Origin of the sequence: Paenibacillus athensensis (assembly GCF_004514475.2) — a bacterium.
GTDB lineage: Bacteria > Bacillota > Bacilli > Paenibacillales > NBRC-103111 > Paenibacillus_AL > Paenibacillus_AL athensensis.
Genome location: NZ_MYFO02000014.1, coordinates 67,692 through 82,966, shown reverse-complemented (window position 1 = coordinate 82,966; position 15,275 = coordinate 67,692). Strand labels below are relative to the sequence as shown.

The window sequence follows — 15,275 nt, the reverse complement described above, 5'->3', positions numbered from 1 at the left end:
ATTATGTATCTCGAAGCATCTCTTTAGCCAAAATATGAACTTCTTCAAGCATTTCGGCTTGAGTAGGGGTATCCGCAATTCGCTGAATTGCGTCAGTTAATTGAAGCGATGTATCTCTGGGCAACTCCCTGATAAGAAATTGCAGCAGGCTAAATTGCCACTGGGGATCATTGCTCCTTAACACCGTCCGAATATGTGGCAACAGTATATCTCCAAATTGGGGAAGAATTTTTGTTAGTTCTCCAGCAACAGGCCAGTTAATGTCCTGCAACCATTCGAATAATTCGGGGAGTATGTCGTTGATTTCGTTTGCGGAATGTTGTTTTATTTTACGAACAGCATCCAGATCATGTTTATCTTTTGGAATCAGGTCTCTAATACTCATCAGAATCATTCCTTTTTTGAGACAAATATATGATATGGCGACAGTAGATCCATTTGATTTTTCGTTAATAGTCAAATTAGATCATACACCGTCATTAGGTAATAACCCAAACTATGCTTACCAACTTAATCATTCAATTTTACCATTAAATCCCTTGACTCGATAGCTTAAATGCATCTTCGGCTTAAAGCTACTTTATCCATTAAAATAAAAGAATCAAAAACCCGACTTTCCGAGTTCTTGATTCTTTTGTCATGATCTACCGAATCTTACGAAGCAAATTCATGTTCTCAACCGGGCTGTATTTCTGATGTTGCTCCTGAATATCTGTGCTGAACAATTCCACGTAATGTCTAACCATATCCAAGGTGGAGTGCCCCAATATCCGCTGCAAGGTGAAAATATCCCCGCCATTCATGATATAAAATTTGGCCATTGTGTGCCGGAAGGTATGCGGCGATACCCGTACACCGCTTATTTGTGCCGTTTTTCCGTAGGTTTGAATATTTTCTTGAATGGTTCTCACTTTCACGGGTTCATTGTCCACGTTTACGAATAAGGCGTTTGTTTCAAGGTCGCCGCGCTCTGCGAGGTATTTATTTAAAGCTCTTATGCAGGTTTTTTGGATCGGGACGCGCCTCGATTTTCTGCCTTTCCCCATTTTAATGGATATTTCCTGTTCCTTGAGATTGATATCGTTCACTTGTAAGGCGATACACTCGCTAATTCTCATGCCCGTTTCAAGCAGCAGGATCATAATCGTATAATCCCTGAAGCCCGTAAAAGTGTTTTGATCCGGCTGGTTCAATAGGTGGATAATTTGCTCCTTGGTTAAGGTTTGAATCATTTTTTTCTCGGCTTTAATCAAATGGAATTGATCGGCGATGTTGTGGGAAATGAGTTTTTCGTCAAATAAGTATCTGAAAAATGTTTTACAAGCTCGGATTCGGTTGTTCACCGTGTTGCTGGCCAATCCGTTATCGAGCATGTATCCGATATAACGCTGCTTGATCTGCTGTGCCGTCATACGATTCAGTTCTAATGGCAATTGTTGCTGTTGAAATGACTTGTGTAGATGTCTAAGTGCTTCTTCGTAAAAGCCAAGTGTTCGAGGCGATAGGTTTTTCGCTCGATTGTGCAGGAGGAAGGATTTCAAGGCGTGATCAAATGTGAGCGGAAGGACAGGATTTTGCGGAGCGGCTTGCTCTATGGTAGCCAGGGCATTTTTGCGGCGTGTCATATGCAGACTCCCCCGCTTTCTTCGGAGCTTGCCGCAGCCACTATAAATTCTATAGGGCTTGCTTTTTCGTGTTGGTTATGGATATCGCGGCTGAATAAATCGACGTACCGCTGGGTCATCTCGATCGAGGTATGTCCAAGAATGTGCTGCAGAGTAAACACATCTCCGCCATTCAAAAGATAATATTTGGCCATTGTATGCCGAAAGGTGTGCGCGGAGCCGCGGGTTCCTTGAATATGCGCCGCTTTGCAGCGGTCTATAATCATGTGCTTTACGCCGTCATACCGAAATGGTTTATTGTTCAGGGTTATCCAGAAGTCATCGAACGGTTGGCTGCCTCGTTCACGAATGTACCTATCGAGATGATACAGGCATGTTTTTTGAATAGGTACGATGCGCGGCTTTCTCCCTTTGCCTGAAGGAATGCGAATGGTTCCCTCATGAAACTCAATATCAGAAACCTTCATATTGACCAGTTCCATCACTCGCATGCCTGTTTCCAGCAAAATGAGCATCATCACGTAATCTCGCAACCCGGTAAAGGTTTCCCGGTTCGGTTGCTGAAGGATAGCATGAACCTGTTCTTCTGTAAAACAAAATATGGCTTGATTTGATGATTTCAAAAGCTTTAGATTGGCGGCAATGTTCGCGGGCAGAATCCCTTCCTTCCATATATACTTGAAAAATACCTGGCAGGTACAAATGCGTCCCCGCATCGTATTCACAGCGAGCCTGTTGTCGATCATGTCATTCATCATGCGTTCACTGAGATCGGATGGAGTCAGGTCGGCGAGTTGCAGACCGGCACGATTTAGAAAATCGGCAAAGGCTTGAAGATTGAATTTGTAATAGTTTATCGTGGTTTGGGTCAGATTGCGGAGCCTGCAGTCCAGAAGAAACGATTTAACGCATTCGTGAAAATCGGGGGAAGCTGTTTTACATTCATTTTTTGGCATACTCTAACCATCCTCTCATGGCAAGAGTTTGGTGCGGAAAAAGAACTGCGCGGTTCGGGCTGTCAGGTGCGCGAAACCTGTGGGCGTATGTGCTCGTCAAACACATGCAAAATTTCAGAAAAAATGAGCTTGTCTGAAATAATGGAACTTCCTGAGAAAGCCTTATATATCAAGGTTTTGCGGGTTTTATGGGAAAATTATTCACCTCCTGCTACCCCGTCAAATTCAGGTCCGTGTGGGCTAACCCCCCGTGGAGGTTCGAGTCCTCTCGACCGCATCAAACCTAAAAACAACCCTTCAATTAATTTTGAAGGGTTTGTTTTTGTTTTCAAACGGGATAACGAAAGAGGATTAGCGGTGGACACATTATTAGGATTCGATGTGTAGTCAGTGATAGAGAAAAGCGAGGATGAAAGCTATTAAAATTTTATTTGTATGCAGTAAAAATAAATGGAGGAGCCTCACGGCTGAAAAAATTTTTGACGGCATTCTGGGTTACGAGGTCCGTTCTGCAGGTACAGAAGAGCAGGCTCGAATTAGAGTGACCCGCGGCCATGTGGGGTGGGCGGACATCATTTTTGCGATGGAAAAGAAGCATATTCGAAGGCTCCGTGAAAAGTTCAGTGATGAACTGTCCGATAAACAATTAATCTGCCTGGATATACCCGACGATTATACATATATGGACGAGGAGCTCGTTGAAATCTTGTTTTCCCGAGTCTCGGAATATATTGAACTGCCAGAAGTATAGATGGGGCATAGCGACGGGTAAGGATTAGAAGCTTAGAATAATTTAAAGGGAGTGGAGCCACTGTGCCGCTGAATGAAATAATCGGAGCTCTTCAAAGAAAAGGAATTATTTTTGAGCAAGGGCTAAGCTGCTTGGAATTCGAAGCCATTGAAAGCTTGTATGAGTTGACTTTTCCTCCAGATTTGAAGGCATTTTTATCCACGGTATTGCCTGTATCGAATCATTTTGTAAATTGGAGAGATAGAGACAAGGCTAATATAAATAAAATCAAGACAAGCTTGAACTGGCCATTAAACGGTATGCTTTTCGATGTTGAGCACAATTCTTTTTGGTACGAAGGATGGGGAGCCAAGCCGGATCATCTCGAGGCTGCTCTTGCCATGTGCAAAGCAGAGATGAGCCAAGTGCCGAGACTGATCCCGATTTATTCTCATCGATATATTCCATCGGAGCCATATGAAATAGGCAATCCTATTTTTTCGGTCTACCAGACGGATATTATTTATTATGGTGACAATTTGGCCCGATATTTGATGATTGAATTCGGTTTAGCCTCGTATGATGATATTTGTTTTGAATCAATCAAGCCGATTCGATTTTGGAGCGATATGGTGGGTTAGTTTCTTTTGATGTGCCTCTGTCGCCAAGTGATTAAGTTTCTCTACGACCAAGATGAATAACGCCCTGTTCTCAGGATCGGACATCCATCGATCTCTTTGAAGGTACGTAGTTGCTAATTGGATGTCCCCTAATTTTGCATATATGAATGCAAGAATGTAAGCCGGGGAGGGGAACCTCATATTAGAAAATGGAGAAAAGGGGTTTTCTAATTGACTTTTTGCTATTTCAATAATGGCTTCAAGATCTGAAGCTTTATCGTAGAACGTAGTAATACGTTCAAGCTCTCCATCTATAGCTTGCGCTATTGTTTTTTCAGCAATTTGGCTATAATGAGCAGCTACGCCAACACCGTCAATCATGTTTTTTCCCCGGAACGATCTCAAGTAGCCGTCAGCCCATTCGCCGATGTGGATAATTGCTGTCTTTTTCGTGCGATTATAGATGAGCTTATTTCCTATCGGAATCAGGACAAAATCAAGCGCAATTCCCCATGAAATATAACCGCGATGCCCACTTTTCGTAAATCTGCCATAATGAACGATTTTCCTAATTCCGTTGTTGCTTTCACTTACCCATGAATGGTCGCCACGCCAATGCAAACCGTAACGCGAGACCCGCGGTGAAATGATGGTATCCAATACTTGCAGCAGTTGCTCGCCGACAATAGGTTCACCTTGATGTTGATAACGAACTATCCGCACATCAACGCCAAGCTTGCGGCTTATTAAATGAGCTTTTACGCGATCGATCAGTTTTTTGAACATCTTTTATCCTTTCTACCGATTAAACGATTTCAAGCTCATAGCCTGTCAAATTCAGCATGTACCAAATATTCATTTCTTCAGGGTCGGAGCAAGAAATGAAGATGTCGTAATGATCCATCCTATCGGTTTCTTTGATGGCAGTAATATCCCCGGTTACACATAGAGATGAATTCAGAGGCGCATGAATTTGCATACCTGGAAGTATCTGACCTGTCAGAATATTTCCTTGCAGGATGAAGGTATCTTCATCCTTTTGTGTGTAATTGACTTTAAATCGAGCCATCCTGATACCTCCAGAAGCAAACTTAAACATCCGTTTCGCTCATTCAATTCATTGAAAATATTGCGCGCTTGCAGCGCGGCTGTCAGTTCGGCCATTCGATATCGAATCGCACACCGCCAGCGACATTTTGCACGCGTGCTTGTCCTCCGTGAAGTTCAGCGATCAGCTTGACAATGGAGAGCCCCAATCCATGCCCTCCATATGCGCGCGAGCGAGCGCGATCCGCTTTGTAGAAGACATCCCAGATGTTGGACAGGTCCTCTTCGGCAATAGGCTGTCCGGTGTTAAAGACCGACAGGATTACGCTATCTGGCGTTTTGGTGGCCGTGAGTTGGATAGATTTTTGTTCGTTGGTGTAATGAATCGCGTTGCTGAGGTAGTTGATGATAACGCGCTCAATCAGTTCATAATCGGCGCGGATCAACTCGGACGCATCGATATTCAGTTCCAGGTCAAGCTGGATGCCCTGCCTCGACAATTCGGGGGCGAAGCGTTCGACTGCTTTTCGAATCAAGGGGACAAGCTCAAAGCTCGTTGGGTTCAGCTCGAACAGGCCGAATTCCATCGCGGACAGCTGCAGCAGCTCACGAACCATGCCATCCATCCGATTACATTCTTCTTCAATGACGCTGTAATATTTTGCGACTTTCTCCGGCTCGTCTACAACGCCATATTGCAGCCCTTCCACATATCCTTTGATCACGGCTATGGGCGTTTTGAGCTCGTGAGAGATGTTGCGAACCAGTTGCTTGCGACGATTGACGTCTTGCTGCAAGGCGGTCATATTCTCGCTTAGTTTCTCCGACATTCGGTTAATGCTGGCGCCCAAGCCGCCGAGCTCGTCGGATGATTGATAATGGACCCGGCGATCAAAGACCAGGTTTGAGATTTCTTCGGCTATATGACTCATCTGGATGACCGGCTGCGTCGCTTTGCGGGCTGCTGCATAGATCAGGAAACCGCCAATGGTGACCAGCACGAGACCGGCCAGCAAATAGAATTGGTTGGCGATAGCTACGCTTTCCGTGACGCCGTCGAGCCCCCATCTGAGAATCACGAGTCCTTGGTCATGGAGCTGTGCGATATAGACGAGCTTTTGTGTAAGATCCTTTTCATTCGTTGCTACCGTATACAGCGGCTGCTTGGCCAGAGACAGTGCGTTGGCTTGGAGAATGTCCCGGATTTCTTTGGGGAGCGTAAGATCCATGAGCCCGGGCTGTTGCTGGACTGAAGTATAGGTCACTACGCCACTGCTGTCCAAAATTAGACTGCTAATCCCTTCGGACTGGTCGATGGCGTCGATGAATGCTTTGAGCTGGTGGCGATCATGCTCATACAGCTCGATGATCCGGGCGCTATGCGCTTGGAATACCGCTTTCTTTTTATAAATGTAATAAGGCTTGAGCAGACAGACATTCAGCAAAATGCCAATGAGCACCAAAATGATGACGACGACAACAAATAAGGCGGAGAGCTTGGCTCGAATGGTTCTCATCCGTTGCCTGCTTGCAGCATATAGCCGCTGCCGCGAATCGTTTTGATATAAGGGCCGCACGCATCGAGCTTGGCTCGCAAGGTTTTGATATGGGTGTCAATGGTTCGCTCATCGCCCGTGAACGCATAGCCCCATACGTGATTCAGAATTTGCTCGCGCGTCAGCACACGACCTGCATTCAAGGCGAGATAAAGCAGCAGGTTATATTCCTTATGATTCAGTTCGATTTCGGCCAGATGCACAAGCGCTTGGCGAGCCGATTGCCGGATCGTCAGACCGCCGAGCGTCAGCTCCTCGCCCCGTTCTTTTTTCACCTTGCGCAGCAGCGTATTCAAACGGGCCACAAACACCTTATAGCTAAAAGGCTTCGCAATGTATTCATCCGCGCCGTGTCTCAGCCCGACGACTTCATGATGCTCGTCGCCCAGCGCAGTTAGCATCATGACAGGGACGTCGGAGCCCTCGCGAATGTCCCGCAGCACTTCCCATCCGTCGTAGACGGGCATCATGACGTCGAGGATCACCAGCTGAATTTCTTGGTCGGCATAAAACTTCTCCAACGCTTGTTGTCCGTCATGCGCTTCTATCGCGATATAACCTTCTTTGCGCACAATATCGCATACGAGATTTCGCATAGGTGTATCGTCGTCCACTACCAATATCCGGATTTCCATGTTATCCCCCCAGCGATGGTCAATGATGTGTCTGGTTGCTGCGGCTTTCCTTCATTCAGTGTACCATGCTGGAGGTGAACCGATAAGAAAAACGTGCCGGAGCAAGGCGATCACAGGATGTGAGGGCAGCACCAGCACGTCGTAAAAGGAGCCAAAGTCCGTTATTTCACGATAAAGACAAGCGGGTTTGTTTCATCGTTCATTAACGCAAGCGTATGAGAAGTGACGGCCGATACTTGGCTTGACGCCTATCAAATTCGGAAGCACAGCAGGAGCGCTGAGCTGTATTCATGTTGGTTCATCCTCTCGAAATGTGATGGGCCTAGCGTACAGGCTGAAGGTGAAATCCGTGTGAAATTGTGCCAAATTGAAAAATCCCGCTCTGCACGTATGGTGCGGAAAGCGGGATCGAGTCGGCGGTATGGATTCACGTTTCGTGCTGCCGCTGTTTTTTGCGATATTCGGTGGGGACAAGGCCCTTTTTTTCCCGAAAGATGCGGGTGAAGGTTTTGTAGGAGGCATAGCCGACCTCGTGCGCGATTTCGATGATACTCATGTTGGTGGAGACCAGCAGGCTGGCGGCATGCTGGATACGCAGGTCGTTGAGAAAATGCACGAATGTCTGGCCGGTCGTTTCTTTAATCAGCTCGCTGATGCGCGATACGCTTAGGGAAAAGCGGCCTGCCAGCTCGCTAAGCATCAGGTCCTCCCGGTGGAAATTCCGGTGAATGTAATGGATGATCGGCCAGCGCGAGCGCTCCGGCCACGGTTTGTTTGGGTGTGGCAAAAAGTCCGACTGACGCTCACGGCGGTGGCGGTCGAAACGAATCAGCGCTTCTGTCAGCTTGGCTTTCAGGAGCAGGGTGCGCCCGAGCTTGTTGCCGCGATATTCGTCCAGGATGTCCTCCATCAGATGACGCATCGACTGCAGCGACTTCTCCGGCCATTGAACGAACGGGCTTAATTCCTCGGCGTCATCGAGCACGCCGCTTAACCATTCCGCAGCGTCTTGGGCCGATTGCATCAACACCTCCATGCTGAACATGCAATTAAACAAAACGAGCTTGCCGCCAGGATCGGTAAACAGCTCATGGACTTGGTAGGGCAAGACAAACGTAAAGGTGCCGGGAGCCATCGGGTGGCGCACGCCATTCACACTTTCGGCTCCGCTGCCTTCAATCACGTAAGAAAATTCGAGAAAGTCATGGCGATGGGCGGGATAGCCGCGCTCCAGAGAGTGGATGCTGATATGAAAGGGAAAGGCGGTATCCATATTCGGGTAATCTTGTAAATACTGCGGAAAGTACGTCACGTTCATCCACTCCGTCGAAAAATTGAGACACATTCCGAAACCGCCAGAATACTTTTTCTTCCCCCTTATACTATCATGAAGTCGAACGTTATAGTGACTGGGAGGAAAAACAAATGAACGCTTCGCACCCAACAAAAATTGGTATCATCGGCACGGGCAATATCGGTACGGTGCATCTTCAGCAATTCAGCAAGTTGGCCGATCGCTGTGAGATTACGGCAGTTGCCGATACGAATATGCCGCTGGCTGCTAAACGGGCCCAAGAGTTCGGCGTGCCGCATGTCGCGCCAAGCGCTGAAGCGCTTATTCACCGCGATGATGTGGAAGCTGTTATTATCGGCGTACCGAATCAGCATCATGCGGATATCGCCATTGAAGCGCTGCGCGCCGGCAAGCATGTGCTGCTGGAGAAGCCGATGAGTCTGAACGCGGATACGGCGCGCAGCATTTATGCCGCTGCCAAGAATTCGAAGCAGGTGCTGATGATTGCGCATCAAATGCGCTTTGAATCGGTGCCGATGCAGATCAAGGCTATGGTCGACCGGGGCGAGCTGGGGCGTATTTATACAGCGAAAACCGGCTGGTACCGCCGCAAGGGCATTCCGGGCTGGGGTACCTGGTTTACGCGCATGGACCAATCGGGCGGCGGCCCGCTGATCGATATTGGCGTACATATGCTGGATTTGGCGCTGTATTTGATGGGCAATCCGAAGCCGGTTTCTGTATTTGGCGCTACTTACGCCGAGTTTGGACCAAGGCGGCAAGGGATCGGCACCTGGGGGACGCCGGACTGGAACGGCATTTATGATGTGGAGGATTTGGCAACCGGGATGATCAAGATGGACGACGGCAGCTCGCTGACGCTGGAGGTTAGCTGGGCGGTGCATATGGACACGGATAATTCGCCGTTCATTCACCTGATGGGCTCCGACGGCGGGGCTTGCTACCGTGGCAGCGAAGGTAAGCTGCTGCATGAAAAGTTCGATCGTCCGATCGAAAGCCGGATTTGCCGTCCGGAGGACGACGAAGGCGAGCGGGAGCGGTTAAGCAAGCATTTCCTTGATTGCGTGCAGCACGGAGTGACGCCGATCAGCTCGGCTTTGACAGGCCTGACCAACAACCTTGTGCTGGATGCGATGTACGAATCATCGCGTACCGGTCATGAAGTGAAGCTGGATTGGGAGCTTTGATCGTAACGCGGGTGGAGATGCTCGATGAGGCGATAACATCAGTACGGTCCATGAGGGAAGGAGAGTTTACATGATCAAGGGAATATCGCGGGCGGGAATTGGTGAGGCGGGCAGCTTGGAGCGGTTGGTCGTTGAAGCCGCCAAAGCGGGCTTTGCCGCAGTGGATGCGGGCGGTGATGAATTGCAGCGTTGGCTGGAGGAAGCGGGGCTGGAGGCGGCGCAGGCGCATCTGCAGCGCCACGGGATACAGCTTGGCGCTATCGGCTTGCCCGTCGAATGGCGCGCGGATGAAGATACGTTCCGCAGCGGCTTGAAGGATTTGGCGTTGCACGCCGAAGCGGCGGCGCAATTCGGCGTAACGGCCTGCTGCACGTATGTGCTGCCTGCAACGGATTACCCGGCAGCGCATTTCATGGCGCTGGCGACGCGGAGGCTGCGCACATGCGCGCAAATTCTCGGCGCGTACGGCATCCGGCTGGGGCTGGAGTTCGTCGGGCCCCATCATCTGCGCAGCGCGTGGGCGAATCCGTTTATCTGGACGATGCAAGAAACGCTCGACTGGATCGACGCGATTGGCGAGCCGAACGTCGGCCTGCTGCTGGACGCCTATCATTGGTATACGACCGGAGGGACGGAAGCTGAGCTGCTGCAGCTGTCGCCGCAGCAGATTGTCCATGTTCACTTGAACGACGCGAAGCCGGTTCCGGTGAATGAGGTTCTGGACAATGACCGGTTGTATCCGAGCGAAGGCGTCATTGATCTGGGGACGTTCTTGAAAGCGCTGCAAACGATTGGATATCGGGGCGTCGTCGCTCAGGAGATTTTGACGCTCGAGCCGCCGGCCGGCTCGAGCGAGCAGCTGCTGGCGCGTTCGGCAGCCGGTTATCGCAAGGCATATGCGGCGGCGGGATTGAAATAGGAATTGATCGGAGACGAACCTTTGCGGGTTCGTCTTTGTGCTTATTGCAGGGACTGCCGGGCGTCTGGGCGGTTTTTTTGGCGTTGCCACGGAGCGGGAAGCGTATTTTTACGGAATTTTTACAGTTCGGTGCTGCATCTTTACCCCCTTTTTACGGCGGGTCGTATTACGATGGCACATGTAGCGATCGGAATGAGGAGGTGGAGCGCGATGATGGTCGTGGGGTTCATTGCTGTGGCGCTTGTGGCGTATCTCGGGTATGTGCTGGTCAAGCCGGAAAAGTTCTGAAGCAGGCGCGGGAGCCGCTGAAAAGGAGGGGGAGTGTCAATGGCGATGGGCGTGGTGCAGGTGGCCGTGACGTTGATGGTAATTTTGCTGCTGATGAAGCCGATGGGCGCGTATATGGTCAAGGTGTTTGCGAATGAAAAAACAGCGCTGGATCGGGTGTTTGGTCCATTCGAGCGCTTGCTTTACCGGATGATGGGCGTTTGCCCCGAAGCCACAATGAGCTGGAAGCAGTATGCAGGCGCGATGCTGCTGTCCAATGCTGCGATGCTGCTGATCATGTATGCGGTCCTGCTGCTGCAGGGGGGGTTACCGTTTAATCCTGACGGGATCGGCGGCATGCCAGCGGCGCAGGCTTTTAATACGGCGGTGTCGTTTATCACGAATACAAATTGGCAGTCCTATAGCGGAGAAAACGGGTTATCGTATTTGTCGCAGTTGCTTGCGATTACGTTCCCGATGTTTACGTCGGCAGCGACCGGCTTTGCGGTGGCGATCGCGTTTATTCGCGGACTGGTCGGACGGGAGGATCGGCTGGGGCATTTCTATGTCGATCTCGTGCGGTCGATTACGCGTATTTTTATCCCGCTGAGCGTGCTGACCGCGCTGTTCCTGGTAGCGCAGGGCGTTCCGCAAACGCTGCAGGGCGCTGTTCAGGCCACAACGCTGGAGGGGGCGCAGCAGACGATTGCCCGTGGGCTGGTGGCTTCGCTGGAATCGATCAAGCATATCGGCACGAACGGCGGGGGCTGGTTCGGTACGAACGCCGCGCATCCGCTGGAGAATCCGACGCCGCTGACCAATATGCTGCATATCGTCTGCATGATGCTGCTGCCGACGGCGCTGGTATATGCGTTTGGGCTGATGGTCCGCGACAAAAAGATGGGCTGGACGGTATTCGCGGCCATGAGCCTGCTGTTTCTGGCCATGCTGACTACGGTGTTTGCGGCTGAATACCGCGGTGTACCCGCATTAGAGGCGCTGGGCATCCACGGCAATATGGAAGGCAAGGAGGTGCGGTTCGGCGTAGCGGAGTCCGCTTTGTTTACCACAGTGACTACGGCTGCGACGACGGGTTCGGTGAACAATATGCACGAGTCGCTGACACCGCTAGGCGGTATGGTTTCGCTGGCCGGGATGATGCTGAACAATGTGTTCGGAGGCAAGGGCGTCGGCTTGCTGAACGGGCTGCTGTACGCGATATTGGCGGTGTTTATATGCGGATTGCTGGTCGGAAGAACGCCGGAGTTTCTCGGCAAGAAGATTGAGGGCCGGGAGATCAAGCTGGCGGCTATCGCGCTGCTGGTGCATCCGCTGCTGATTCTGGCGCCGACGGCCTTGGCGCTGACCCAGCCTGGAGCTATCGCTTCGATGACTGCCAGCGGTATGCACGGCGTGTCAGAGGTGCTGTATGCCTTTGCATCGGGGGCGGCCAATAACGGCTCGGCGTTTGCCGGGCTCAATGCGAATACGGATTTTTACAATATCGGCATCGGGATCGTGATGTTACTCGGACGTTATATCTCGATTCTGGCGATGCTGGCTATTGCTGGCTCACTGGCGGTCAAACGCGTCGTTCCGGCGACGTCGGGAACGCTGCGGACGAACACGCCGTTGTTCTCCGGCGTTCTGGTTGTGATCATTGCCGTTATTGGCGCGCTCACGTTTTTTCCGGTGCTTGCACTGGGACCGATTGCTGAACATTTGGCGATGCCGCGTTAGAGCGGCGTCAGAGGGGGACGACCTGATATGTCATCTGAACGCAAAGCTGTAACCCGGGCGATAGCGGCCCAAGCGTTGCTGAATGCCTGCAAAAAGCTGAATCCTGCTGTGATGATCAAGAATCCGGTGATGTTTATTGTCGAGGTGGGTACAGCCATTGCGCTGCTGCTGGTTTGCTGGCCCGATCTGTTCACGGCGGCGCATGCGAGTCGGGGCTATAATTTCGCCGTATTTATCATCTTGCTGTTGACGGTATTATTTGCCAATTTCGCCGAAGCGTTGGCGGAGGGCCGCGGCAAGGCGCAAGCGGACACGCTGCGAAAAACTAAATCGGACACAACGGCGCGACTCGTGCGCAAAGACGGCTCAGTTTGTTTCGTTGCTTCTACGGAGCTGAGAAAAGGCGACAATGTGCGTGTGGAGGCGGGAGAGCTGATCCCCGCCGACGGGGAGATGATCGAAGGCGTGGCTTCGATTGACGAATCAGCCATCACCGGCGAATCCGCGCCGGTCATTAAAGAGGCGGGCGGAGATGGTTCCTCGGTTACCGGGGGAACGCGGGTCGTCTCCGATTTCATTGTGTTCCAGGTGACGGCTGATCCGGGCGAATCGTTCCTGGACCGTATGATCGCGCTCGTGGAAGGGGCCAAGCGGCAAAAAACGCCCAACGAGCTTGCGCTGACGACGTTGCTTGCTGGATTGTCGCTTATTTTTCTCATTGTCATCATCACGTTGGTGCCGGTAGCTTCGTATCTGCACGTGGCGCTGGATGTCTCGACGCTGATCGCTTTGCTGGTATGTCTGATCCCGACGACGATCGGCGGGCTGTTGTCGGCTATTGGCATTGCCGGGATGGACCGCGTTACCCGATTCAATGTGCTGGCGATGTCCGGCAAAGCGGTGGAGGCGGCTGGCGATATCGATACGTTGATTCTGGACAAAACGGGAACGATCACTTACGGCAATCGGATGGCTGCTGAATTCATTCCGCTGCGCGGGGGATCGGTCGGTGAAATGGCGCAGGCGGCGTTTCAGGCTTCTGTGAAGGACGAGACGCCGGAAGGGCGTTCGATTGTCGAACTGGCCGGCAGATTGGGCGTATCGGGGGAGGAAGGCGAGTATGCGGCGGCGGAAGCAGTGGCGTTTACTGCCGAGACGCGAATGTCCGGCTTGAACCTGCCGGACGGCACGACGATCCGCAAGGGTGCAGTCGACGCCATCAAGAAATTTGTCGCGGCCCTTGGCGGCCAAGCGCCTGGCGACGTGGACGAAGCCGCGGCACGCATTGCCAAAGCAGGGGGAACGCCGCTGGCAGTTGCAGTCGGCGCGCGCGTCGTCGGCGTTATTTATTTGAAGGATACGGTGAAGCCGGGGCTGAAGGGCAGGTTCGCCGAGCTGCGCGCGATGGGGATCAAGACGGTCATGTGCACCGGCGACAATCCGCTGACGGCGGCCACAATTGCGCTGGAAGCGGGCGTCGACGATTTCATTGCCGAAGCGAAGCCGGAGGACAAAATCGCCGCGATTCGCAAGGAGCAGCGGGAAGGCAAGCTGGTCGCGATGACCGGCGACGGGACGAACGACGCTCCGGCGCTCGCTCAGGCCGATGTGGGGCTCGCGATGAATTCCGGCACGATGGCGGCCAAGGAAGCTGCGAATATGATCGATCTGGACTCCGATCCGACGAAGCTGCTGTCCGTCGTGTCGATTGGCAAACAGCTGCTGATGACTCGCGGCGCTTTGACTACCTTTTCGATTGCCAACGATATTGCCAAATATTTTGCCATTATTCCCGCGATGTTCATTGCCGCGCTGCCGCAGCTGGAGTCATTGAACGTGATGCATTTGGCTTCGCCGCATTCGGCGATATTGTCGGCGTTAATATTTAATGCCATTATTATTCCGCTGCTGATTCCAGTGGCAATGAAGGGCGTTAAGTACCGCGCCCTGACGGCGGATCGGCTGCTGGCTCGCAATGTGCTCATTTTCGGGATCGGCGGTGTGATGGTGCCGTTTGTCGGGATCAAGGCGATTGATCTGGCGTTGCAGGGGTTGGGACTGGTGTGAGGATACGGGGATAACGGAAGCGGAGGAGAGATGGGGATGACAAATATATGCATTTCCGTACGAGTTACGCTCGTATTGATGGTGTTGTGCGGGGCGGCGTATCCGCTCGCCGTCACGGGAGCTGCGCAGGCGCTGTTTCCCGGGCAGGCCAATGGCAGCCTGATTGAACGCCAAGGCGTTATCATCGGCTCGGCGCTGCTGGCGCAAGCCGTGGAATCGCCGAAGCTGTTCCATCCGCGGGCGTCCAGCGCGGGGTATAACGCTGCGGCGTCGGCGGGCTCCAACAAGGCGGTTGCGTCGGAGGCGTATGCGCACGATATCGCGGCGCAGGTGGAGGCGCTCCGCAAGCTTTATCCGGGGCTGGAGCGCATACCGGCCGATTGGGTGACCGGCTCCGGCTCCGGTCTGGACCCGGATCTGTCGCCAGAGGCGGCCAAGGCCCAAGCGCTGCGGATCAGCCGGGAAACCGGGCTTGGCGAGCAGGAGCTAATGGAGCTGATAGACAGTTGCACGCAGGGCCGACAGTTGGGGTTGTTCGGAGAACCGCGGGTGTCTGTCCTTGCGCTGAATCTGGCTTTGCTGGAGCGAATCCGCTTGTAGGAGGCATGGAG

General features: G+C 52.1%; 16 protein-coding genes. 8 read left to right on the top strand and 8 right to left on the bottom strand.

Translation table 11 applies throughout. The features are described 5' to 3' along the window. Position 1: 1 nt before the first annotated feature. The 3 genes from B5M42_RS20850 to B5M42_RS20840 all read right to left on the bottom strand — a co-directional run bounded on the left by B5M42_RS20850 (position 2) and on the right by B5M42_RS20840 (position 2,581). Positions 2 to 385, bottom strand: coding sequence for a DUF5071 domain-containing protein (locus B5M42_RS20850; protein ID WP_167690015.1), 384 nt, complete (start codon positions 383 to 385; stop codon positions 2 to 4). Positions 386 to 644: 259 nt separating this feature from the next. Beyond that, positions 645 to 1,625 (bottom strand): tyrosine-type recombinase/integrase, encoded by a 981-nt coding sequence (locus B5M42_RS20845; RefSeq protein WP_134754234.1) that lies wholly within the window; start codon positions 1,623 to 1,625, stop codon positions 645 to 647. Next, positions 1,622 to 2,581, bottom strand: coding sequence for a tyrosine-type recombinase/integrase (locus B5M42_RS20840; RefSeq protein ID WP_134754232.1), 960 nt, complete (start codon positions 2,579 to 2,581; stop codon positions 1,622 to 1,624). The genes B5M42_RS20845 and B5M42_RS20840 overlap by 4 nt, the downstream gene beginning before the upstream one ends. Before the next feature lie 409 nt (positions 2,582 to 2,990). Between B5M42_RS20840 and B5M42_RS20835 the strand changes: the two genes are divergently transcribed. Together B5M42_RS20835 and B5M42_RS20830 are read left to right on the top strand one after the other, a co-directional pair. Beyond that, complete coding sequence (locus B5M42_RS20835) at positions 2,991 to 3,332, top strand: low molecular weight protein tyrosine phosphatase family protein (protein WP_134754230.1); 342 nt, start codon at positions 2,991 to 2,993, stop codon at positions 3,330 to 3,332. Between the two features lie 62 nt (positions 3,333 to 3,394). Then, positions 3,395 to 3,952 carry an SMI1/KNR4 family protein gene (locus B5M42_RS20830; protein WP_134754228.1) on the top strand — a complete coding sequence of 186 codons (558 nt, stop codon included), beginning with the start codon at positions 3,395 to 3,397 and terminating at the stop codon, positions 3,950 to 3,952. Here B5M42_RS20830 and B5M42_RS20825 read toward each other — a convergent pair. From B5M42_RS20825 to B5M42_RS20805, 5 genes are all read right to left on the bottom strand, one after another. Beyond that, on the bottom strand, positions 3,911 to 4,717 hold the full coding sequence (locus B5M42_RS20825) for a ubiquitin family protein (protein ID WP_134754226.1): 807 nt from the start codon (positions 4,715 to 4,717) through the stop codon (positions 3,911 to 3,913). The genes B5M42_RS20830 and B5M42_RS20825 overlap by 42 nt on opposite strands. 19 nt (positions 4,718 to 4,736) lie before the next feature. Then, entirely contained in the window at positions 4,737 to 5,000 is a 264-nt protein-coding gene (locus B5M42_RS20820) for a hypothetical protein (RefSeq protein WP_134754224.1), read from the bottom strand. Between the two features lie 82 nt (positions 5,001 to 5,082). Beyond that, the gene (locus B5M42_RS20815; RefSeq protein WP_134754222.1) at positions 5,083 to 6,495 is read right to left on the bottom strand and encodes a sensor histidine kinase; all 1,413 of its coding nucleotides are present in this window, start codon (positions 6,493 to 6,495) and stop codon (positions 5,083 to 5,085) included. Next, positions 6,492 to 7,169, bottom strand: coding sequence for a response regulator transcription factor (locus tag B5M42_RS20810; protein WP_134754220.1), 678 nt, complete (start codon positions 7,167 to 7,169; stop codon positions 6,492 to 6,494). Before B5M42_RS20810 ends, B5M42_RS20815 begins: the two co-directional genes overlap by 4 nt. Positions 7,170 to 7,596: 427 nt before the next feature. Next, a complete protein-coding gene (locus B5M42_RS20805; RefSeq protein WP_209280735.1) occupies positions 7,597 to 8,442 on the bottom strand; it encodes an AraC family transcriptional regulator in 846 nt (281 codons plus the stop codon). Between the two features lie 152 nt (positions 8,443 to 8,594). Between B5M42_RS20805 and B5M42_RS20800 the strand changes: the two genes are divergently transcribed. From B5M42_RS20800 to kdpC, 6 genes are all read left to right on the top strand, one after another. Continuing rightward, a complete protein-coding gene (locus tag B5M42_RS20800; RefSeq protein WP_134754216.1) occupies positions 8,595 to 9,671 on the top strand; it encodes a Gfo/Idh/MocA family protein in 1,077 nt (358 codons plus the stop codon). Between the two features lie 70 nt (positions 9,672 to 9,741). Beyond that, the gene (locus B5M42_RS20795; RefSeq protein WP_134754214.1) at positions 9,742 to 10,590 is read left to right on the top strand and encodes a sugar phosphate isomerase/epimerase family protein; all 849 of its coding nucleotides are present in this window, start codon (positions 9,742 to 9,744) and stop codon (positions 10,588 to 10,590) included. 171 nt (positions 10,591 to 10,761) lie between these two features. Further along, positions 10,762 to 10,878 carry a potassium-transporting ATPase subunit F gene (locus B5M42_RS20790; protein ID WP_134754212.1) on the top strand — a complete coding sequence of 39 codons (117 nt, stop codon included), beginning with the start codon at positions 10,762 to 10,764 and terminating at the stop codon, positions 10,876 to 10,878. Between the two features lie 45 nt (positions 10,879 to 10,923). After that, positions 10,924 to 12,597 (top strand): potassium-transporting ATPase subunit KdpA, encoded by a 1,674-nt coding sequence (kdpA, locus tag B5M42_RS20785; RefSeq protein ID WP_134754285.1) that lies wholly within the window; start codon positions 10,924 to 10,926, stop codon positions 12,595 to 12,597. A 27-nt stretch (positions 12,598 to 12,624) separates the two neighbouring features. After that, positions 12,625 to 14,664 carry a potassium-transporting ATPase subunit KdpB gene (gene kdpB / locus B5M42_RS20780; protein WP_134754210.1) on the top strand — a complete coding sequence of 680 codons (2,040 nt, stop codon included), beginning with the start codon at positions 12,625 to 12,627 and terminating at the stop codon, positions 14,662 to 14,664. 36 nt (positions 14,665 to 14,700) lie between these two features. Further along, a complete protein-coding gene (gene kdpC / locus B5M42_RS20775) occupies positions 14,701 to 15,264 on the top strand; it encodes a potassium-transporting ATPase subunit KdpC (protein ID WP_134754207.1) in 564 nt (187 codons plus the stop codon). Positions 15,265 to 15,275 lie beyond the last annotated feature (11 nt).

Bases quoted from the DNA above. Each gene is read 5' to 3' on its own strand.
- B5M42_RS20850 (WP_167690015.1), bottom strand. From the start codon at position 385: ATGAGTATTAGAGACCTGATTCCAAAAGATAAACATGATCTGGATGCT.
- B5M42_RS20845 (WP_134754234.1), bottom strand. From the start codon at position 1,625: ATGACACGCCGCAAAAATGCCCTGGCTACCATAGAGCAAGCCGCTCCG.
- B5M42_RS20840 (WP_134754232.1), bottom strand. From the start codon at position 2,581: ATGCCAAAAAATGAATGTAAAACAGCTTCCCCCGATTTTCACGAATGC.
- B5M42_RS20835 (WP_134754230.1), top strand. From the start codon at position 2,991: ATGAAAGCTATTAAAATTTTATTTGTATGCAGTAAAAATAAATGGAGG.
- B5M42_RS20825 (WP_134754226.1), bottom strand. From the start codon at position 4,717: ATGTTCAAAAAACTGATCGATCGCGTAAAAGCTCATTTAATAAGCCGC.
- B5M42_RS20820 (WP_134754224.1), bottom strand. From the start codon at position 5,000: ATGGCTCGATTTAAAGTCAATTACACACAAAAGGATGAAGATACCTTC.
- B5M42_RS20815 (WP_134754222.1), bottom strand. From the start codon at position 6,495: ATGAGAACCATTCGAGCCAAGCTCTCCGCCTTATTTGTTGTCGTCGTC.
- B5M42_RS20810 (WP_134754220.1), bottom strand. From the start codon at position 7,169: ATGGAAATCCGGATATTGGTAGTGGACGACGATACACCTATGCGAAAT.
- B5M42_RS20805 (WP_209280735.1), bottom strand. From the start codon at position 8,442: ATGGATACCGCCTTTCCCTTTCATATCAGCATCCACTCTCTGGAGCGC.
- B5M42_RS20800 (WP_134754216.1), top strand. From the start codon at position 8,595: ATGAACGCTTCGCACCCAACAAAAATTGGTATCATCGGCACGGGCAAT.
- B5M42_RS20795 (WP_134754214.1), top strand. From the start codon at position 9,742: ATGATCAAGGGAATATCGCGGGCGGGAATTGGTGAGGCGGGCAGCTTG.
- B5M42_RS20790 (WP_134754212.1), top strand. From the start codon at position 10,762: ATGGCACATGTAGCGATCGGAATGAGGAGGTGGAGCGCGATGATGGTC.
- kdpA (WP_134754285.1), top strand. From the start codon at position 10,924: ATGGGCGTGGTGCAGGTGGCCGTGACGTTGATGGTAATTTTGCTGCTG.
- kdpB (WP_134754210.1), top strand. From the start codon at position 12,625: ATGTCATCTGAACGCAAAGCTGTAACCCGGGCGATAGCGGCCCAAGCG.
- kdpC (WP_134754207.1), top strand. From the start codon at position 14,701: ATGACAAATATATGCATTTCCGTACGAGTTACGCTCGTATTGATGGTG.